The 21,411-nt window shown below is 45.5% G+C and carries 16 protein-coding genes and 1 pseudogene; 9 read left to right on the plus strand and 8 right to left on the minus strand.

What is annotated here, in order from left to right; all coding sequences use genetic code 11:
* The first annotated feature begins 47 nt into the window (after positions 1–47).
* Positions 48–1,597 (plus strand): IS3 family transposase gene (locus ED652_RS14510; protein ID WP_254051703.1). Its coding sequence is split into 2 segments (ribosomal slippage): positions 48–528 and positions 528–1,597, totalling 1,551 coding nucleotides; the frame shifts between segments, so codons are not numbered across the junction.
* A gap of 53 nt (positions 1,598–1,650) precedes the next feature.
* On the opposite strand, the pseudogene ED652_RS14515 reads toward ED652_RS14510, so the two are convergent.
* A pseudogene (locus tag ED652_RS14515) lies at positions 1,651–2,229 on the minus strand (alpha-amylase family glycosyl hydrolase); the annotation flags it as partial.
* 267 nt (positions 2,230–2,496) lie between these two features.
* Here ED652_RS14515 and ED652_RS14520 point away from each other — a divergent pair.
* On the plus strand, positions 2,497–3,396 hold the full coding sequence (locus ED652_RS14520) for a DMT family transporter (RefSeq protein WP_065111370.1): 900 nt from the start codon (positions 2,497–2,499) through the stop codon (positions 3,394–3,396).
* Between the two features lie 168 nt (positions 3,397–3,564).
* Here the strand turns inward: ED652_RS14520 and ED652_RS14525 are convergent, their stop codons facing one another.
* Positions 3,565–3,981: a VOC family protein gene (locus tag ED652_RS14525; RefSeq protein ID WP_017109090.1), complete on the minus strand. Its 417-nt coding sequence runs from the start codon at positions 3,979–3,981 to the stop codon at positions 3,565–3,567.
* Between the two features lie 401 nt (positions 3,982–4,382).
* Here ED652_RS14525 and ED652_RS14530 point away from each other — a divergent pair, with 401 nt between their 5' ends.
* The gene (locus tag ED652_RS14530; RefSeq protein WP_122055272.1) at positions 4,383–5,003 is read left to right on the plus strand and encodes a heme-binding beta-barrel domain-containing protein; all 621 of its coding nucleotides are present in this window, start codon (positions 4,383–4,385) and stop codon (positions 5,001–5,003) included.
* Positions 5,004–5,123: 120 nt separating this feature from the next.
* Here ED652_RS14530 and fecE read toward each other — a convergent pair whose 3' ends face one another.
* The 6 genes from fecE to ED652_RS14560 all read right to left on the minus strand — a co-directional run bounded on the left by fecE (position 5,124) and on the right by ED652_RS14560 (position 13,317).
* The gene (gene fecE / locus ED652_RS14535) at positions 5,124–5,888 is read right to left on the minus strand and encodes a Fe(3+) dicitrate ABC transporter ATP-binding protein FecE (protein WP_102277062.1); all 765 of its coding nucleotides are present in this window, start codon (positions 5,886–5,888) and stop codon (positions 5,124–5,126) included.
* A gap of 2 nt (positions 5,889–5,890) precedes the next feature.
* A complete protein-coding gene (locus tag ED652_RS14540; RefSeq protein ID WP_122055273.1) occupies positions 5,891–6,862 on the minus strand; it encodes an iron ABC transporter permease in 972 nt (323 codons plus the stop codon).
* Positions 6,862–7,896 (minus strand): iron ABC transporter permease, encoded by a 1,035-nt coding sequence (locus tag ED652_RS14545; protein WP_122055274.1) that lies wholly within the window; start codon positions 7,894–7,896, stop codon positions 6,862–6,864. Before ED652_RS14545 ends, ED652_RS14540 begins: the two co-directional genes overlap by 1 nt.
* Positions 7,893–8,870 carry a Fe(3+) dicitrate ABC transporter substrate-binding protein FecB gene (locus ED652_RS14550; protein WP_122055275.1) on the minus strand — a complete coding sequence of 326 codons (978 nt, stop codon included), beginning with the start codon at positions 8,868–8,870 and terminating at the stop codon, positions 7,893–7,895. Before ED652_RS14550 ends, ED652_RS14545 begins: the two co-directional genes overlap by 4 nt.
* 87 nt (positions 8,871–8,957) lie before the next feature.
* The gene (locus tag ED652_RS14555) at positions 8,958–11,090 is read right to left on the minus strand and encodes a TonB-dependent siderophore receptor (protein ID WP_122055276.1); all 2,133 of its coding nucleotides are present in this window, start codon (positions 11,088–11,090) and stop codon (positions 8,958–8,960) included.
* A 184-nt stretch (positions 11,091–11,274) separates the two neighbouring features.
* On the minus strand, positions 11,275–13,317 hold the full coding sequence (locus ED652_RS14560) for a TonB-dependent siderophore receptor (protein WP_122055277.1): 2,043 nt from the start codon (positions 13,315–13,317) through the stop codon (positions 11,275–11,277).
* 240 nt (positions 13,318–13,557) lie between these two features.
* Between ED652_RS14560 and ED652_RS14565 the strand changes: the two genes are divergently transcribed.
* The 6 genes from ED652_RS14565 (at position 13,558) to ED652_RS14590 (ending at position 21,391) form a co-directional block, all read left to right on the plus strand.
* Complete coding sequence (locus ED652_RS14565) at positions 13,558–14,769, plus strand: acetyl-CoA carboxylase biotin carboxylase subunit family protein (RefSeq protein ID WP_122055278.1); 1,212 nt, start codon at positions 13,558–13,560, stop codon at positions 14,767–14,769.
* Positions 14,766–16,577 carry an IucA/IucC family protein gene (locus ED652_RS14570; RefSeq protein WP_122055279.1) on the plus strand — a complete coding sequence of 604 codons (1,812 nt, stop codon included), beginning with the start codon at positions 14,766–14,768 and terminating at the stop codon, positions 16,575–16,577. The genes ED652_RS14565 and ED652_RS14570 overlap by 4 nt, the downstream gene beginning before the upstream one ends.
* Positions 16,578–16,583: 6 nt before the next feature.
* On the plus strand, positions 16,584–17,801 hold the full coding sequence (locus ED652_RS14575; RefSeq protein WP_122055280.1) for an MFS transporter: 1,218 nt from the start codon (positions 16,584–16,586) through the stop codon (positions 17,799–17,801).
* The gene (locus ED652_RS14580; protein WP_122055281.1) at positions 17,773–19,638 is read left to right on the plus strand and encodes an IucA/IucC family siderophore biosynthesis protein; all 1,866 of its coding nucleotides are present in this window, start codon (positions 17,773–17,775) and stop codon (positions 19,636–19,638) included. Before ED652_RS14575 ends, ED652_RS14580 begins: the two co-directional genes overlap by 29 nt.
* Positions 19,631–20,833: a type III PLP-dependent enzyme gene (locus ED652_RS14585; RefSeq protein WP_122055282.1), complete on the plus strand. Its 1,203-nt coding sequence runs from the start codon at positions 19,631–19,633 to the stop codon at positions 20,831–20,833. The genes ED652_RS14580 and ED652_RS14585 overlap by 8 nt, the downstream gene beginning before the upstream one ends.
* Before the next feature lie 291 nt (positions 20,834–21,124).
* On the plus strand, positions 21,125–21,391 hold the full coding sequence (locus ED652_RS14590; RefSeq protein ID WP_122055283.1) for a DUF3081 domain-containing protein: 267 nt from the start codon (positions 21,125–21,127) through the stop codon (positions 21,389–21,391).
* Positions 21,392–21,411 lie beyond the last annotated feature (20 nt).

Here is a 21,411-nt window from a genome sequence, read left to right on the forward strand (position 1 = left end):
CCCCCTGTGTCAGCATAGTTGTCGTCTAGATTTTTAAGGAGATAACTATGCCAGCTAATCCAGTTCCAATTGATGTGAAAACGAAAGGTCAAACTTGGTTGTTACCACCATATAATTGGTCTCATCGAAGAATTGCTAAAGAATTAGATGTGAGTCCTTCCGTGGTATCTAAGTGGAGAAATGAACTTGTTGAAAGCGGCCTATTGTCTACAGAGCCGCCGTTAGAAAATACTACTACTGATTATTCAGCGGAGCAGAGATTTTTCATAGTGATTGAAACTGCAACAATGTCTGAACGTGAGTTAGCTGAATACTGTAGGTCTAAAGGGTTATTTGTCGATGACGTTAAAGCCTGGCGAGCACTATCTATCAAGGCGCAGAGCGCAACATCGACTTCAATATCACACAAAGAAAATAAGCAACTACGTGAGGAACGCAGAAAGGTAAAAGCGCTGGAGAAGGAGTTGGCACGTAAAGAGAAAGCACTTGCTGAAACGGCTGCGCTACTGGTTTTGCGGGAAAAGTTCAATGCCCTCTGGGAAACCAGCGAGGAAGACTGATTCCTATCTCAGAGCGGCTTAAAATAGTCACACTTGTTGATGAAGCTGTACGTAAAGGGGCAACAAAGACAAAGGCTTGTTCCACCGTTGGGTTATCAATACGAACGTTTCAGCGTTGGACAGAGAACTCTGCTGAAGTCACAAGTGATATGCGTCAGCATCCTCGGCAGCACGAGCCTCATAATAAGCTATCAGAAGCTGAAAGGCAGCAGATATTAGATATCTGCAATACACCAGAGTATGCAGATTTGCCGCCGAATATTATCGTTCCAATGTTGGCTGATGAAGGTATTTACATTGCCTCAGAGTCCACATTTTATCGTGTATTAAAAGCAAACAACCAGCTAGGTAAGCGAACTCGTAACAAAGCTGGCACAAGCCCTTCTCGACCAAAGGTTCAAAAAGCCTGCAAACCGAATCAGGTATGGAGCTGGGATATCAGTTATCTGCCATCGAAAATACGAGGGAAGCACTATTACCTCTATTTGATAATGGATATCTTTAGTAGAAAAGTAGTAGGTGCAGAAGTGTATGATCAGGAGCTAGGTGAATATGCAGCGGAGTTACTCCAAAGAACAGCATGGCGGGAAAAGTGTGTGCAAGGCAACATTACTTTGCACTCTGACAACGGTGCTCCTATGAGAAGTTACACCATGCTTGCAAAGATGTATGACCTTGGGATCGTAAGCTCTTATTCTAGGCCAAGAGTAAGCAATGACAACCCATACTCTGAGTCGTTGTTCAAAACAATAAAGTATTGTCCGTCATGGCCAATGGATGGGTTCTCTTCCATTGAAGATGCTCGGTGTTGGGTTGGTAATTTTGTTGATTGGTATAACAATGAGCATAAACACAGTGGCATAAAGTATGTAACACCTCAGCAGAGGCATTGCGGCGAGGATAATGAAATTCTCCGACAGCGTATACAAGTCTATCGACGTGCTCAATTGACGAATCCAGGCAGATGGAGTCGGCAGACGAGAGACTGGAGTTATATCGATGAGGTGTATTTGAACCCTGAAAAGTGTGCGGCGTAATCATTCACGTTGCTGAATTGTAAAAATAGCGACAACTTGCTTGAAAAACAGCGGTTATTTGGATCGAGATCAGGCAAACCCACATCACCATCGGCACCACACAAACGCCAATATTGAACATGACCAGGATCTTCCCAATTGGAAATACAGCCCGCTGGATGAAAGTCGTTCGCTGACACATAACCTTGTGCTAGGTTGCCAAACAGAGTCTGGTCAGCATAGTAGCTTGAACGACTAGCATAATCGTTTAGCACTTCTGTACCAGGGTAATTCAAGTCACTTCGCTTCCAGCTTTCATTCGCCATATGGTTGAGTACCACATCGGCATACACATCGACGCCCACACCTTTGAGTGCGGCAATCATTGCGGCTAAATCTTGTTTATTGCCCAAAGGAGAATCGATAGTGCGTAGATCTTGAGGTTGATAGCGAGCCCACCATTGACTGCCGCTCGATTTCATTGCAGGCGCAACAAGTACTTTCTTATAACCAGCTTGAGCAATTTGATTCGCGTTAGCCGTCACATCTGAATACTTCCAGTTGAACGCGTGCAAAATAGTATCGGCGTAAGTCGCGGAACTGAAAGAACAAACAGCAAGGGCGGATATGAGTAGGGTATTTATTGGTTTCATAAAAATGTCTCTTATTATCTATTCATCGAAATAATAAGAAGACAAAATCCAATTGAAACCAAAATAAGTCAGAGTTGAATTAAGGTCACTCTCTGTTGGGGTTGATTTTATAAAACTGAGTCATGGTAGATATTACGTAGAGGCCGATTGAATGATAACAATCCTGACTTTTGATTAGTATTTTCAGAACAATAAACGGACAAAGACTTTGGTCGAAGATCCTAAACTAGGCTATGATTCCTTTTCCCTCAGCCTATTGATCTTTTTATGTCTTCTTTCTCTTTTTCACAAATCCCTGTTGGGGTTCGATTCATGATCCTCTCCGCTTTTGGATTCGCACTGATGTCAGCTTGTGTGAAATACATCAGCAACTATGGCATACCTGTATTTGAAATCGTTGCAGCAAGGGCTTTGGTGTCTTTGATCATCAGTTACATCGACGTAAAACGAAAAGGCATTTCGATCTGGGGTAATAACAAACCTTTGTTGTTTGTTCGTGGCGCGGTAGGTACCGTAGCACTGATGTGTGTTTACTACGCTGTCACCACTCTTCCGTTAGCAGAAGCGACTATCCTGCAATACGTACATCCTGTGTTTACTGCGTTGCTCGGTGTGTTATTCCTCAAAGAGCGCGTCCAGAAATCGACCATGATCTGCATTGCATTTTGCCTAGCGGGATTATTGGTGATGGTGCAACCAAGCATGAACAGTGGCGCGAGCAGCGAATTACCTCTATTCAGCATTATGGTGGCGTTATGTGGCGCGTTTGGTAGCTCAATTGCTTACGTGATTGTGAGAAAGCTGAGCCAAACCGAAGACAGCTCTGTTATCATCTTCTACTTCCCACTGGTTGCCCTACCGATCTCCACAGCTCTTATCTGGAACGACTTTGTGTGGCCGAGCTTATTCCTAACCGTGATGCTGGTGCTGGTCGGGATTTTTACTCAAATCGGCCAATATGGCTTGACCAAAGCGATGCAGACACAAGCCGCGGGCAAAGCTTCGGCTTACTCATACGTTCAGATTGTCTTCTCGGCACTGTTAGGCGTGTGGATCTTTAATGAGATTCCATCAGTTTGGACTTATCTAGGCGGTGGCCTGATCGTGACTGGCGCGCTAATCAATGTGTTTGGCAAACAACTATTGGTGCCGTTTAAAACTAAGTAGATAACCGAACGAAAGATCAGTTAGCCAATCAGCTAATCAATAGATCTAAAAAGGGCATTGCGGAATATTCCACAATGCCCTTTTCTGTAAGTCTTCCTAGCGCCCTTTCTTAGACGTTTTATTTCGAACAAACTCGCTCTAGCAAACCAACTCGATTAACGAATGTTATTACGTGGCATTGCGTAGCTTGGGATCATCGCTCAGGTATTCAACGAACTCAATTTCAAAACCAGCCGGATCTACAAAGTAGACGTTTTTTCGATAAGGTTCTTCGGCACCGGGTTTGGCTATTGGGAAGCCCGCATCGATAAGGCGTTGAATGACGCTCTCAATGTTATTGGTCACATAAGCGAAGTGCGCGAGGCCAACCGAATGCCCTGCTAAGTCCCTATTTTCACCCTCTCCATGATCACTCATCGCGATATATTGGTATTCGTCGCCAAAATGCAGCCAGTTACGTGGCTTACCTGACCATTCGCCTTTTCCTTCATCACGGACGTACCAATGAGGGAATGCCGCTTTATAGAAAGTCAGCATTTCAGGGATGTCCTTAACGACTAAATTCACATGTTCAAGTTGGATCATTCTTCTCTCCTTAAAGTATTCTCGTAAGCAACGGAGTTCATGCTAATACTTCAAGTTAAGTTGAGGTAAAGGATTAATTTACGTTTATTTTCGAGAACGTTTTTAGAGCCCAAATTGTTCGGCTTTTGATGCCATACAAATCTAAGTTTAGACGACCTCTGCCAATATGACTTAACTCAACCTCAAGAGTCAGTAAACCCATGATGTATGACAGAGATTAGACGAGCCAATCACTCCTTTTCGCTCAATATGTACACACATTAATACTCCCTTATTGACTGATACATCAAGTTACAAATCACTTTCATAGCAACCAAGAATACTGATCTGGGTTAATAAACTTGTTTCACAATAACCTTATTTTTATTGAGGTCAGATAATTACAAGAAAAGGAAGTTACAGTGAAAAAATTATTAGCACTTGGTATTGCAGCAGCAATCTCGGTTCCAGCAGTAGCCGACCACAATACAATCAATGGTATGGATTTCGGTCCACTCGCAAAGCTAGTCGGCACATGGAAATCGGTCGAAACTGGCGGCGTTGATATTTCACCGGGTCAAGAAGGCACAAAAGTGGGTGCAGGCGGTCCAGCAGTCACACCGTTTTATGAAGTGATGACGTTTGAGGTTGCAGCAGATGCAACCAATGCCAGCGACCAATATCTTGTTGCTCTGTACTACAAGCAGGAAGTATTCAGAAAGGCCGACGATTCTAAATTCCACGATCAACGTGGTTACTTCATCTACGACCAAAAGAATCAGATCGTGTACAACTCTTACTGTGTGCCACGCACCACATGTGTCACCGCAGAAGGTCCTGCTGGCGATACAATGACGCTAGTCGCCTCTAAACGTGGTATCGCTGAGTCTGAATACATGACAGACAACGCAACCACCACGGGCTTCACAATGAACATTAGTATTTCAGATGACACGCTGACTTACTCTCAAACAACAGGCTTAGAGATCTACGACAACGCTTTCGTTCATACAGATTCAAGCACTCTAGTTAAAGTGAAGTAAAACTAAAAACAAACGCCTTTCGCAGATCTGTGAAAGGCGTTACTACAAGCTAAGGTGACCCGTTAATGACTACGATTGGTATTAATCACATAACGATAACTTGAATCTCCTGAGCTTTTCCTAAATCGCGACACACATTGGCGTATTTGAAATAGGGTCACGAAACACACTCGCTTTAAGATCAAATACGTTACTGAGCATCGTTTCAGTCATCACCTCATCAGGCGAGCCTTCTGCTATTACGCATCCCTTTTCCAAAACCACTAAATGGTCGCAGTAACGACTGGCTTGGTTCAGGTCATGCAACACAACAACAACCGTTTTTCCTTTCGCATTCATCTGTTGCATCAGGTTCATTAATTCCACTTGGTGAGACATATCAAGGTATGTGGTCGGTTCATCCAACATCACTACGTCCGTATCTTGTGCAATTACCATCGCAATCCATGCTCTTTGACGCTGGCCACCAGACAGTGACTCAACCGGCTTATCAGCAAACTCAAGTACACCTGTATCACGCATTGCTTGTTCGACAATCTTTTGATCGTCCAACCCTAGCCTTCCCCAATGGGATACATAGGGCGAGCGGCCATATTCGACCAATTTTCTTACCGTGATCCCCTCAGGACTGACCAAGATTTGCGGAAGAAGTGACAACGAACGAGCAAGCGCTTTATCGCCATAGCTTGATAGCGGCTTGTCTTCAAACAACACCTCTCCAGCCACCGGCTTGTTAATTCTTACTAACGTCTTTAACAAGGTGGATTTACCACACCCGTTAGGCCCTATCAACGCGGTAATTTTTCCCTTAGGGATAGAAACCGACAGGTTCGGTATGATCGTTTGTTTGCCGTACGCGACGGAAAGATTCTGCGTTTTAAGCATGGTTACCAACCTCGATAACGATAGAGAAGAAAGATGAAATAGGGCGCACCAATCACAGACGTGAGAACGCCTGCTGGCAATTCAATGGGTGGTTGTAGACCTCTGGCTAACCCATCAGCGCTGGTAACCAGAATTGCCCCCACCAGTGCAGAGGCTGGGATTAACAACTTATGATTATGCCCAAACAACAAGCGTGCTAAGTGAGGTGCCAATAAACCCACAAAACTGATCGTTCCAGCAACAGAAACACTAACACTGGCAAGCAATACAGCGGCCAATAACGCAAGAGCCTGAATCTGTTTTGGCTTAGTACCCAATGTGGTCGAACTTTCCTCGCCAAGCCCCATAACATCTAATCGCCAAGCAAGCCATAATGCCATAGGTAACAACAAGAGCAGTACGCTCCAAATAAAGGGAACTTGCTGCCAGTTTCGCCCCCAAAGGCTGCCAGTAAGCCACACCATGGCCGTGTTGATCTCGATCGGATTGGTGACCAGCAAAAAGTCGATACAACTGGCCAGAAACGCACTCACCGCAATACCAATCAGTGCCAACTTGGCGGGTGTAGGCCTTGACCACCACGCCAATACAGCAATCAGCCCAGCTGCGAATACCCCACCGAACATCGCCACAACCGGAAGCACACTGACTGGTGCATTGGGGAACCAAACTAAACTCGTTGTCGCAGCAAGGCCTGCCCCAGCGCTAATACCCATAAGATCAGGCGACGCTAACGGATTACGTATCACGCCTTGCACTAATACCCCCGAAAGCCCTAACCCTGCACCCACGCTTATCGCGAGCAACATACGTGGTAGCCGATACTGATGGATAACAAAGTCGTCACTGGAAAACGCGACCAAATGTTCGATGACTTGAGGAATAGAAAGTGACGCTGCACCGACAAACAAACCCGCAGATGCCACTAATATGAGAATCCCAGATAACAAAACTATCTTAGTGTGATGGTGCATTAAGATCTCCTCGTCGCAATCAAAATAAAACAAGGTGTCCCGAGCAGAGCAGTAATAACACCAACGGGTGTTTCAGTCGGAAAAGCAATCGCTCGCGACAGCGCATCTGACCAAGACACTAATGCTGCGCCAGCCAATGCGGAAATAGGAATCAGTAAATGGTAATTGTGCCCAACCATAGGTCGGACTAAATGAGGCACTAACAAACCAACAAAGCCAATTGGCCCTGCGATAGCGACGCTTGCTCCGGCAAGCAACACAATCGTCAATCCACTAATCAGGCGAGTAAACCTGATGTTACTGCCCAGCCCCACTGCAACCTCTTCGCCAAGTGCCAGCAAGTTGAGGTTGCGAGCAAGACTCATTGCTAACACCAAACCAATCACTACAGGCGGCCAAAGCTGTTGCCACTGTCCATCATCCACACTAGACAATGAACCAGTAAGCCAATGCAAGACGCTATAAGCCATATCGTCAGCAAGAATCAGCGCTGCTCGTGTCAGTCCGAGCAATAACGCCGTAATGGCGATCCCCGCGAGAACCAAACGTAACGGATGAGAACGTGCGGAGAAAAAGCCGCCCAGAAGCATCACTGCGCCACCGCTTAGCAACGCGCCAAGAACTGCATTGAGGATTGGATTTAGCTCGCTAACCACAGGTATACCTATTGCAGCTAACGCCATAAAACAGGCTGCGCCAGCGTTAATTCCAAGAATCGATGGAGACGCGAGTGGGTTACGCGTTAATCCCTGCATCAATAACCCAGCGACAGACAAACTCGCACCAATCAATAGCCCCGCATAAGCTCTTGGCGCTCTTAGCGTCGACAATATTTGATGAGTCATGTTGCTTTCATCAAACGCAAACCAGTAATGAATTAAGTCACTCAATGTTAAAGAAAAATTAGACCACCCGGTCATAGAGGCCGCGTAACCAGATAGTGCCAAAAACGACACTACTGCCGTAAATAACGTGGCTCGCCACGACAGTATTGGCCAGAATCGCTTACTTTTAGAGAACAACATCGTACTCATGATGGATCCAAGATCTGCTCAAGATTTTTCGCCATTTGTTCTGCCGCTAACATGCCTCGATTCAGTGACCAAAGTGCTGGTGACACTTCTACAACTTGCTGACTTTTTGCAGAGGTTAGTACATTGAATAACGGATTTTTCTGCCAATCATCAACAATATTAGGATGAGAATAAGCGCCAAGGAGCAACCAATCCGGATTGGTTTTCAACAACAACTCAAAGCTGGTTGGTAAATATGCCTTCTCTGTTGGTTTCACAATAGGGCTCGCAATGCCTAATGTGGTTAGCACGCCCCCTGCGTAAGATGCAGGGCTATGTAACCACATACCTTTATCCGACACGACAGCGAATTGGACAGTTTGTTTGAGCGAGAAATGACTTTTAAATTCAGCCATGGCGTGTTGATGTTGTTGAATTCGTTGTTCCATTGACGATTGCTTGTCGAGAGCGATGCCAATCTTGAGCGCAGACTCCAAATTTTCTTGATAAGTCTCACCACGGCTTTTGAGGAGCAGAGTTGGTGCGATGCGTTGTAGATCTTGATAGACCGTACGATGACGCTCTGCATCTGCAATGATCAGGTCAGGCTTTAATACCGCAATGGCTTCTAGGCTAGGCTGAGAACGCATGCCAACCGATTCCCATGGTTGAACCAATTCACGTACCGCCGGAATCACTCGCGAAGCATCATTGTCATCAGCAACACCAACAGGAGAAACACCCACCGCAGCGAGTGCATCTACAAATGAAAACTCCAACACCACAATACGTTGCGGGGTAGTCGCTATCTCAAACTGACCCTGCTCGTCTTGTATGACCCTTATTTGTGCTGAACCGGAGAATGAGAACAAGCTTAAAATCACCAAAGCTAAGGTTATTGCTATCCTGCTGAATAAAAGCGGCCTATTGAATGACAGCAGTCCGTTCGACAGCTGCAATAGATTCGAAAACAAAAGGCGAGAGCTGTTTTCCATATTTAATTTTCCTTAAACGCTAGAACCGTGAAAGCCGCCAAGAGTATTGGCGACTTTTATTCGTTATTACTTTCAATAAATTACGTATTAGAACTGATAATTCAGATCCAAAGTGTAAGAACGTCCCGGTGCTGGATAACGACCAACCGGGCTGGTATCAATACCGCGGAAGTAATAGTCCTCATCAAACAGGTTGTTCACCGCAAAGTTCATGCGCAGCTTACTGTTTTCATCTTTGTACAAATCCGAACCTAGGTTGAAGTTCCAGACCATGTAGGCAGGCACTTTACCTGTCGCGCCCGTTGAATCTTCGGCACTTGTATTCGCATTGTCAGAATAAGATTCGCTAAAGTAATAACCAGACAAAGTCGTATCTACCTTGTTAAAGGCGTAAGTCGCATCCCAACTGAATTGATGTTTAGACGTATAAGGAAGTTGATTACCTTTGTTTGCACCCTCTTCCTCGATCGTCGCATCCAAATAGTTATAACCAGCGCCGAGGCTCAAAGCTTGCATCGCTTGAGGCACGTAACGACCTGAAAGTTCAACACCTTGATGGAGGGTTTTACCAATATTGTCGAAAGTTTCAGTCGCTTTTTGCCATTGAAGCTGATCTTCAAAATCGATTCGGTAAAGCGCCACATTGAAGCTTGTTGAATCTTGGTTGTAGCGAGCACCTAACTCGTAGTTCCATGCGAGCTCACTGCCCTCTTTACCATTAACCTTAATGTTAGATATTTGTGGTGCACGTAAAGATTTCTGTGCATTTGTGTACCCAACCCATTGTTCAGTCAGATGGTATGCCACCGTCAAGCCCGGCAACCACTCAGTCACCTTATTGTTTCTATTCTGTCCTTGGCCTAGATCACTATATGCCATATCAATCGATTCATAGCGAATACCCGGCGTCACCTTTAATACATCATTAAACAGGCCGATTTCGTTACTGATGTAACCAGCAAAAGCGTCAGTATCCAAATGCCAATCGCGTGGCGTTGTGGTTACTCCACTAGAAATTGATGTTTGAGTGAGCTTGTAATCGATATCTTCATTAACATAGCGCGCACCCACAATCACATTTTGCGTCACGGTATTACCGTCAAAATACATCGCGAGTTTCGGCTCTACCCCATACACCTTAAATTCACGTGGTGACGTACGAATATCAGTAGATGGCTGCGACGGATCAGACCACTCCACACCTTTAGTACTGTTGTAACCCCACTGGAAGAAACGCTCAGAACGATGGCCAAAGGTCAGTACTTCTAGCTCTGCACTATCAGCAATATTCAAATCATGTAAGTACTTTAAGCTCCAACGTGTCGATTTACCTTGGTACTCATCATAAGGGCGCTTAGATTGGGTACGGTCATTCTCGTAATCTTCTGGCGATAAAGCGCCCGGCATTTGCGTGTCGGCATCATAGCGTTGAACGAAAGCTTGTAGCTCTTGAGTATCACTCAGTAACCATTGCAGTTTCGCTTGGAAGTTTTTGACATCTGTGTCGGAGTGTTCACGGAAGCTTTCACCTTTTAAGAAGTTCCCCTCGACTTGAAGTGCCAACGTCTCGGTTAACCAGCCACCTGTTCGCAGGTAAAAGTCGTTGAGCGGCGTATCGCCATCCTCGAATACAGTAAAGCGATTACTGATTTCCGTTTGCCACTCATGTGGAATAGGCTTGGTCACCAAGTTGATCACACCACCGACGTTGTTTGGTCCGTACTGAACCGCCGCACCGCCTCGCACAATATCAATACGATCAAGCATCGACAGCGTTGCAGGGAAAATTGATTGTCCTGTGTGACCATACGGCGCCAGTGTCAGAGGAACACCATCCATGAGGAATTGAGCGTGCCCACTGCGACTCGCTTTCAAACCACGCACTGAGATGTTAGGCAAAACACCGGTGCCCGTTTCGTCTTGAACCTTAATGCCCGGTACACTTTGGAAGGCCGAATCAATCGAAAGTGCGCCAGTCTTTTTAATTTGTTCGTTAGTTAGAACGGTACGCGCTCCCGGATACTCTTTCACATCCTCAAGTTCTGAATTACCGATCAAGCTGCCCGTCACGACAACCGTTTCCATGGTCGTCGTTTGTGGATCTGACGCGGCAAATGCGCCCATGGAAGTCACTGAAGCGATGGCCATTGCAAGGGCACTTAGACGCAACTTTTGATGTAATTGAGTACAGGGTTTACCATCCAAATTCTGGTAAGGCATGAAAATCTCCTAAATAGGCAAGTTAGGATCAAAGGCCATGTTTACGATTCGGCGCTTTGATCCTATGGGCTAAACGGCCTCAAAATGAAGCCAACTGTTCACTCATTCGTAGCGAACAAATCAATCGTTTTTAGAGTCGAACTAGCTCTTAGAAATGAACGAACTCTTAGAACTGAATTAGCTTTTAAAACTGATAGCCGTAGCTGAGCATAAATTCGGCTGGCGCTCCGTAACCAATCTGGTTAGTACCAGACGTGCCGTTGGTTGCGCCCAAAATGTATTTCTCATTAAGCACGTTGTAAGCATTCGCTTGAACTTTGTGACGACCCGTGGTGTACGCTGCCATCAAGTCAACGGTGGTGTAATCGCCTAGTGCAACGGCTTCGTCATTACCCGCATAACGGTCGCCAACGTATTTCACACCACCACCTAAACGCCAGTTGTCGTCTAGCTGGTAAGTACTCCAAAGTGAGAACAGGTGGTCAGACACATCATTTGGCTTTTTGCCTGTCTCTTTGTCTTCCGCATCGAGATAGCTATATCCAACCGAAATGTCCCATTGCTCTGTTATCTGACCGCGAGCTTCCAGTTCAATACCTTGGTGACGCGCTTCAATCTTGTTGACCACGTCTCCGTCTGTATTGGTTTCTGGTTGCTCTTGATCGATTTGGAAGATCGCTGCATTCAGCATCAAAGCGTTATCTAATAGGTAAGCTTTTGCGCCAATTTCTTTTAGATCGGTGTGAAAGAATTCAGCTAATTTAGGGTTGATGTAGATACCTGAGTAAGGAAGTTGCCATGAACGAGCTAAGCTTGCGTACACGGACATATCGTTGTTGATTCGGTAGACCAAACCACCGCGGTAGCTCACTTTGTTATCGTCGAGGTTCTCTTTTGCTGAGCCCGCTTTTTGCTGCTCAAGCTCCATCGAGTCGTAACGCACATTGCCGATCACTGAAAGATCACCAAAGGTGTAAACGTCTTGAATGTAGACGCCAGCGGTCGTTGTGGTGTTGTCACGGGAAGGTTTAAAACCCGGATCAGGCGTAGGACCAGTAACGGGGTCATAGATATCTTTTTGGGGTAACTCTTTGTCGCTTACTAAAGCAGAAGTGAGAGCGATATTGATTTGATTGTAGTCGGCACCAATCATCATTTGGTTCGAATCCGTTTCCCAAACTAGCTCAGATTGAAGAGTCGTCGTGGTACGAGGGTCGTAACCGAGGTTATTTACACTCTGAGATACTCCATTCCCAGTTACCGTCCCTTGGCGTGTACCCTTTTGCTCAAGTTCGATATGGTTGTATGCTGCGCGGTTTGTCCATGCCCATTCGCTATTCAAAAGCCATTCATAATTAACGCCAACACGAATGCTGTCCGACTCTTGATAATCGTTCGTGCCACCGTAAAACGTGCTTTCAGAGACGTCGACAGGCTTACCATTCTTTGATGGAACACCACGATATGGCACTAACTCTTGGTGAGCATATTCGACATCGAGATCAATCGTGTGACCATCCGCTGGTAATACACGAATTGTTGGTGCGATAAAGAAATCATTAGAGTCGACGTGGTCTACATAGGAATCCGATTGTCGACTTTCCACGTTGATACGACCACTGACTTTGTCACTAAGTGCCATCGAGCTGTCAACCTGACCAACAAACAGATTATTGCTGCCAACACTGCCGTTGACGTGTGTGAAATTATCACCGTTAGCACGCTTGGTGACCAAATTGATGATACCGCCGGCTGAACCTCGGCCGTAAAGTGCGCCTGCAGGGCCCTTTACCACTTCGACACGTTCGATATTCGCTAGGCTTCGGTACGATTGCAGAGTCCCGTCATCACGCATACCATCACGGTACATGTCGTTAAGCGCATCAAAACCACGAATCACAAATTGGTCTCGGCTTCCCTCACCCAAGGTATTGTTAACCCCTGCGACACCATCAAGTGCATCCACCAAACGTACAGCACCGCGGTCTTCCATTTCCGTCTTTGTGACCACCGATACTGCCTGCGGTACATCCAACCATTCGACATCCGTTTTGGTACCCGACTGAGGCATGTGCTCCGCGTAACCTTCGTACTGATGACCAATAACTTGCACTGTTTCATCTACAGTGGCTTGTTCTTCCGCCACTGCAGTTGACACACCAGCCACCGCCGCCAAGGCTCCGCCAATTGCCAAAGCAAGAGGGGACAAGGTCAATCTCATGTTCATTTTCTAATTCCGTTTTAGTTTATAAAATAACAACATTGCGAATAAGAACAAATATCATTTATATTTGCAATATATATTTTTTGATCTATATTTGCTTTGCAATATGCAACACTACTAATGACAGAAGGATCAATAAAAACAATAAGATAGACAAATCCTCTTTCTTTTAACCCCGAAAGAGAGCACTTGAAAGCGAGTTGTGAGCAGGCGACAACAACGTTTTAAAATTAGGAAAGCCCCATGAAATCTACGATTATTATCGTAAGTCACGTCGTGAATGATGCAGTCACTCACGGCTTCGTACCTACCGCAAAGGCGATGGGTCTTCACGTCGTTTTGATCACAGATCACAAGCTCAATCACCTGAAATTGAGCAGTGATGATGAACGCTTTAATCCCGATGAAATTTTAGAATGCGATGTCTTCAACCCTCTTGAACTCATCGAAATCATCACCGAGAAAAATCTAGCACCTCATGCTGTTTTCAGTAATAGCGACCACCTACAAACTTCCACTGCAATCTGTGCACAGTTCTTTGGTTTACCCGCTAAAGATTGGAACGTGACGATTAAGGCGAAAAACAAATTCTTAACTCGTCAGGTTCTCAACGAAAAATCGTTACCTAATACTCGAAGTGTTTTGTTAAGTCGAGAGAGCGCTCCTGTATTCGATTTCGATTTTCCTGTCGTTGCGAAGCCCAAGGAAGGCGTGGCTAGTTTAGACGTGCAGCGCTGCGATTCTGCGGCTGAGCTGGATAACTATTGCGATACCTTTTGGCAAAGGCACCCCACTACTCCCATCTTGGTTGAGGCGTTTTTGCAAGGCCCATTGATTACTGTCGAAACCATTGGCGACGGGGATCATTTGGTCGCGCTTGGTGGGTTTGATGTAGAGCTCTCAGCACCACCCTACTTCATCGAAACAGCGGCGAGTTGGAATGGTGTTAACAGCGTTCACTACCGTGATGAATGTATACGTCAGCTTCAAGAATTCGGGGTGGGGTTTGGTGTCTGTCATAGCGAATTCATCATCACAGATTCGGGGCCTGTACTTGTCGAAATCAACTATCGAAGTATTGGTGATGGACGAGAGTTTTTACTTGATAACCTTAGTGGTGGGAATTGGTTCAATACCATCTTAAGCCTTCACTTGGGTCACAAGCTTGATCCTACATTTCGTATTGATGGCAGTGCCCTTGTGCACTATGTAGTGGCCAAACAAAGCGGTTTAATTGAAGGGTCATCAACCTCTTTCATTCACCAAGAGGGCGATATTGTCATTCAGCAGCAAGTGCTTAAAAAGGTTGGTGATACGTTCCAACAAAGCTATTCCAACAAGGATTACTTAGCGAGAATTTCGGTCGTTTCTCCTTCTGGTCGAACACTAGAACCCGCGCTACAACAGGCAATCTCTCGCTTCAATCTAACAGCAACAAACGAGGTAACAGCATGAATGAAAACGCGTTATACCTCACTCAGCGACTAATCGATACTTGCTTGCGTGAAGATTTGTTCGGATTAGTTTCTCAAAGCCGATTTGAGTCTCAGCTCCCGAGTGCACTCAAGTTATCTTCTTATCCTCGTAATCAAATTTGGGCTATTTTTGCGGGTTCAGACTTTACACTCTACCTGCCCGTTACTCCCAGCTATTACATGCAGCGTTGGGTATACGGCCAACCAGATGGCTCGGAAGGTGATGGTTGGTTCATCGAGAGAAATGGTGTCGTTGAAAGCCAGCAGTACTATCAAGATTGGATTGAATTATTGAAAGCAAGTGCTCACGAAAGCTCGCATTCGTTATTAGATGGTTATTTGCAAGAACTCAAATGCGCAGAAAAACACAAAGGATTGTGTGACAGCGCCTTCAGTCAGCAATCCGAATCACTCATGCAGCCGATTTCTCAACTAGAACGTTGGGAGAAAAAGCTATTACGTGCCGATCAAATCGCATCCTATCTTGACCACCCTTACTACCCGACAGCACGTGCTAAGTTCGGTTTAAGCGATCACGACCTAGAGCAATTCGCGCCAGAATTTGCACAAAGCTTTGAACTTCGTTGGCTCGCAATCGAGAAGTCACTCGTTACATTGACCAGTCCACAACCAGAATGTTGGCCAACGATGGAGCAAGTGGGTCTGCCCGCCGATTTTGCTCTTAGCCATGAGCTATTCCCCGCACACCCATTAACACTAAGAAGTCTTGATGGACTTCCTAACGGTACCATTGAAGCGCCGATTGCGTATCTTGAGGTAACTCCAACCCTGTCAGTGCGCACTGTGGTCGTGAACACAGCAACACAGGTCCATATCAAAGTGCCGCTGATCATGCGATCTTTGGGTACTAAAAACATTCGCCTAATCAAACCATCTACGCTCTATGATGGGCATTGGTTTGAACGTTTGTTGACGCACTTAGAGCAAACAGATAAAGACTTACATGGCACGTTTTTTCATTGTTATGAGAAACATGGCGGCCATGTTGGAGACGATAAAACCTTTGCTTACATTGTGCGCGAATACCCGCAGAGTTACTTCCAAGACAAAGCACTAGTACCTGTTGCTGCCCTTGCCAGCCCAATGCCTGATGGACGCTTGTTCTTGGAACACCTCGCCGAACAGTATTATCAACAAGATACACTGACTTGGTTTAAAGATTACGTTGAACTACTTTGCAAAGTGCACCTTACATTGTGGATTCGTTACGGTATCGCTTTGGAGTCCAACCAACAAAACGCCATCATTGCATTCGATGAGCAAGGTAAGATGACCTTAGCCATGAAAGACAACGATGCAGCGCGTATTTGGCCAGAACGTTTCCAAACCGTTGAACAACAATCGCCTGTAAAATGTGCGCAGCTTTTAGATCAACGTATCACTGTAGATAACGAGCTTGCTCTTGGTCAGATGTTTACCACGATTACTTTGCAGTTAGACATTGCCGCGATTGTCGAAGCAATGGCGACGAAAGGAATCGCCACGTCAGCTTATTTGTATGAAGTGGTCGCCAATAGCCTCTCCCAACAACTTAACCAGTTGGATGAACAAGGACACAACACCAAGCTCGCAAACGAGATGTTGTTTGAATCACCTAACCTATACGCTAAGTATCTATTGAGCTCGGGTAGCTTATTGTCTAAAGAGGCGTCTGGCGCAAGCGATATCAATAAGTTCTATGGCTTGTCGGCACCGAACTTTTTATTGCTAACCAGCGAAGAAGCACAATACGCTTACCTTGAAGACATCAAGCAGAGCGTGAGTTAACCCATCATGACCAAACTCATCTATTGCGTGCTTTTAAGCCACTTTATCGCCGCGTTTGCAGCCTTAGGCATGCCGCTGTTTTTACCAATGGTATTGCCAACACTGGATGCAAACATTACTTCGGATTGGGCGGGGGTACTGTTCATTTTGCCGACCTTTTGCACTGCCGTTGCGGCGCGCTTTTGGGGGCAGTTTGCTGATAAATATGGCAGACGTCGCTCTCTATTACGTGCTCAACTCGGGCTTGCAGCAGGCTTCGCGCTGTGTGGCTTAGCCGATAATCTCTCAATGTTTGTGTTTGGTCTTATCGTTCAAGGAACCTTTGGTGGCACCATGGCCGCCTCAAACAGCTACTTATCCAGCCAAATCAACGATGCAAAATCACTCGGTAAGTCACTCAATAAAACTCAGCTTTCTGCTCGTCTGGCGCTAATTATTGCTCCGATAGGGCTTGGCTGGAGCTTATCAGAAACAAACCCGCTGAACGCGTATCTGTGGCTGTCCGCTTTGCCGCTATTTGCGCTATTGATCACCTTAACATTACCCATCGATGACTTAGCGAAATCGAAGGGGATTGTAAAAAATCAGTCGTCGAATAAAGCTCAAAGCAGCCAAACCAATTCGTTAAATACGCTTTATTGGGTGTTTGGCGCGCAGTTCAGCTTTGCTTTCGCCATGGTCGTCACGTTCCCCTATTTCTCGCCTTATGTGCAGCAATATGGCGTGACAAGCCAAGCGTGGATTGGTTTTTTATATGCCCTCCCACATGGTATTTATCTGATCTTTGCAGGAAAAGTTCATCTGTTCTCAGAATGGGTTGATCGCCACCAGCTTGAACGCAATCAAACGCAGCGTACTTTATGGCTAGGCTTTGGTTTGCTTTCACTCAGTGCAGCAATGCATCTCACTCCTTATCAAGAAGTGTTGATTATTGCTCGTATTGTTTTCGGACTTGGCATGGTTTGCTGTTATCACGGCTTGCATCAAGTGTTGGCAAACCAAATTGATCGACGACAAAGCGGCAAAGTATTTTCGCGCTTTGATGCCATGTCGAAATGGGGTGGCGTTGCGGCTGGGTTGAGCGCGTCTTTCATATCAAGCCTGGGCTGGCTTGAGGTTCCTTTCATACTTTCTATGTTGGTCAGTGGCATTGCGGCTATCGCGCTGATCATCCATTCAAAATTTGGACATCAACATGTTACAGACTCAATTATCTCCAAGTGAATATTCCGATGAAGACCAAGTTCTTCAAAATCGTAAAAAAGTACTGCTAAACCGAGAAAAAGCCCAACTCAATACCATCATGGGCGTGGTGAACTGTTACCTACGTGAATACGCGATACCAAAGAAACAGGTTAATTGGCGCTACAGTTCTGCCTCTCTTCCTCAAACTTTGAAAAGAAACTACAACGCTCACCAACGCGTGGCCATTCACCTACCTCACCAAGATCAACCTCAGAAAAATGGTCTGATGGTTTTACCCGTTGAGTACACCAGTAAACTGGGGAAAGTGAAGCTCAGTGATACACCTTGGGCTAAAATGCCCGGTGCAGCTTGGTGCAAATTGGACGCAACTCAAACCCTGACGCTTCTACTCAGTTACCTAAATCAAGTGCTGACGATTCCATTCAATCACGAGTTGGTTGAGCAAATGGAAAACAGTTTGTTGATTACCGAGCAGTTCCTAAACTCAGACAACTCACCTCAGCATCACAATGCGTTTATCGCATCAGAGCAATCGTTACTTTGGGGACATACTTTTCATCCAACGCCAAAGAGTCGATCAGGTGTCAGTATCGATGATCTGCTCGCGTGCTCCCCTGAGGTTGGCGCTAAGGTTCCCCTGTATTGGTTTAAGGTCGACACCGTGTTGCTCGACGTCTTGAGTTCAGATGACCGAACCTCACCAACGACCATGCTTGAACAACTTGCACCTGATGAAAACAATTCAGCAGGTACCATGCTTTACCCTTGCCACCCTTGGGAAAGTTACACACTTTTGCAAAACCCAGTGGTCAAAACGGCCATTGAACAAGGCAAAATCATCCCGCTTGGATTAGGTGGTGAAAAACTCTTACCCACCTCATCCGTGCGCACTCTGTACCACCCAGATATGGATTGGTTTGCTAAGTTCTCTATCAATGTACGTTTAACTAACTGCGTACGTAAAAACGCATGGTATGAGCTCGATAGTGCCATTCAATTAACCTCGATTCTGCATCCCATCAAAGAGAGTGAACAGTTACGTAATCCTGTATTCAAGGTAATGACTGAACCTTACGCAACCACATTGAATCTAGAATCTATGGCTGAACAAGAACATGTTGATGTTATTAAGGCTCGAGAGTCGTTTGGTATTTTGTATCGAGAGAATTTCACCTTAAGCGAAACCGATATTTTGCAACCAACGTTAGCGGGTGCCCTCTTTGCTTACGATACAGACGGGAACAGTTGCATCGCCACTCAACTCAAACAAAAAGCGCAAACAACACATTCCCAATATGAAAATGTCGCCACGCTGTGGTTTGAGCGCTATCTGCATTGTTTGATTCCGGGCGTCTTTAACTACTACTTCAAACATGGGGTTGCGTTTGAACCTCATTTACAAAATACGTTGATTGGATTTGAAAAAGGCATGCCATGCTGTGTATGGATTCGAGACTTAGAAGGTACCAAACTACTACGCGAGTTTTGGCCATCAGACACACTTCAGCAACTTTCAGAGCGTGCTCGTCAATCGGTGTACTACAGCCGAGAGCAAGGTTGGAACCGTATTGGCTATTGCACCTTCATTAACAATATCAGCGAGGCCATTTTCTTTATCGCTGAGGGTAACTCGGCACTTGAGAATACGTTATGGGGAACTTTAAAAGACGCTATCGTCCGCTGGCAGTCTATCAATGGCCAGCAACCCGAACTAATGGCATTGCTTAACGATGGTCATTTCCCAAGCAAAAATAACTTCACAACACGTTTGATGCAAAATGCCGATAAAGAGTCCGGTTACACCCAAGTTGCAGCACCGTGGCCAACTCATTCAAAAGGAGTTCACCATGCTTAATTCTCCTCAACTTTCAGCCTCTATCCATCAAGAAATCCAGCAATTGGCCAAGCAACAAACGCAACCATTATGTGCTTATCTTTATGATCTCGATGCATTGGAGCAGCACATTAAACAGATGCGCCATGTATTGCCTAAAAACGTAGAGCTATTTTACGCGGCGAAAGCGAATCCTTCAGAGCCGATATTACGCACTTTAGCCCCTTATGTTGATGGTTTTGAAGCGGCATCAGGCGGAGAGCTTACACACCTCCACCAGCAACAACTCGACAAACCACTGATCTTTGGTGGCCCAGGGAAAATGCCCTGTGAGTTAGAGCAAGCGATTATACTCGATGTTGATGCGATTCATGTCGAAAGCCTCACTGAGTTACAACGCATTGGTGCTTTAACTCAGAGGTTGAATCGACCTGCTTCGATCTTCTTGCGTATGAACATTGACATTGGTGACATCACACTTAGCAAGTTAGCCATGGGCGGAAAGCCAACCCCGTTTGGCCTAGATAAGAGTGAGTTAAGTAATGCCTTGATGTACCTACGCGATTTCCCCTTAATAAAGCTGAAAGGCTTTCACTTCCATTTGATGTCACATCAACTCGACGTTGATCGCCACCTCGCCTTGATGCAACGCTATTTCCAAGTGGTCAAAGAGTGGAAAAAAACGTTCTCACTCGATGAGTTGATCATCAACCTCGGTGGAGGTATGGGGATCAATTACCAAAACCCTAAACAACATTTTCCTTGGATGGAGTTCTGCGACAAATTGGAGTTCCTGATTTCCAAGGAACATTTACAAGATTGGAAGCTGCGTTTTGAATGTGGCCGCTACATCTCTGCACCTTGTGGCTATTACGTAATGGAGGTCTTGGATATTAAACAAAATCTTGGCGAGCATTTTGTGATTGCCCGTGGTGGCACGCATCATTTCCGTACTCCGGCAGCGCAAAGCCATGACCACCCTTTTGCAATCGTGAAAAGTAATCAGCAACCCACGATTTCACATCCGATAAACCATGCCACAGCCACGTTGGTTGGACAGCTTTGTACGCCAAAAGATGTTCTGGCACGAAATCAACATATCGAGCAAGTCGATATCGGTGACTATATGGTGTTCACTCTAGCAGGCGCTTATGCTTGGAACATCTCGCATCAAAACTTCTTAATGCATGAACCTCCAGTGTTTCATTATTTCTAAGCGTCCCGCTGTGCTCGATGATTTCTAACTGATAGTTTGAGTTGAAACTCCATAGAGCCAGCTAAAGACACTAAATATAAAAGGCACTCAATAAAAAGACACCAAATAAAAAGGCGTTAGTAAACTCAAGTCTACTAACGCCTTTCTTCTGTTTAACTTAGCCCTTTTGCAAAACAGCTGCAGTGATTGAGCAACCGACTCCCCACAGTGATCGTAATGCAGAACCAAACCGTAGTTAATTCAAATACAAGCACTTAGCATATTTCATCGACTGCGCAACGGGAGTGGTACATGGACAACAGAATCACCATTATTGAATTTCTCAGAGTGTTCGATTGCATTCGATCATCTGGCGAGCAATTGGACAGCAAATATCAATTGGGCGAGATGGTAGCGTGGCACGATTACGACGGTTATACCTGTTGGTTAAGCTACAGAGACGTTACGGTGACACTAATGTTCCATGGCTCATTGAAGATCGAATACGACAAAACATCGAACTATGAAGACTTCATCAAGCATTGTTTAGCTATGCTTGAAACTGAACCTTCACCGTAAACTACCCATAACTAGCGAGT

The organism is Vibrio sp. Evd11, from assembly GCF_900382755.1.
GTDB lineage: Bacteria > Pseudomonadota > Gammaproteobacteria > Enterobacterales > Vibrionaceae > Vibrio > Vibrio lentus.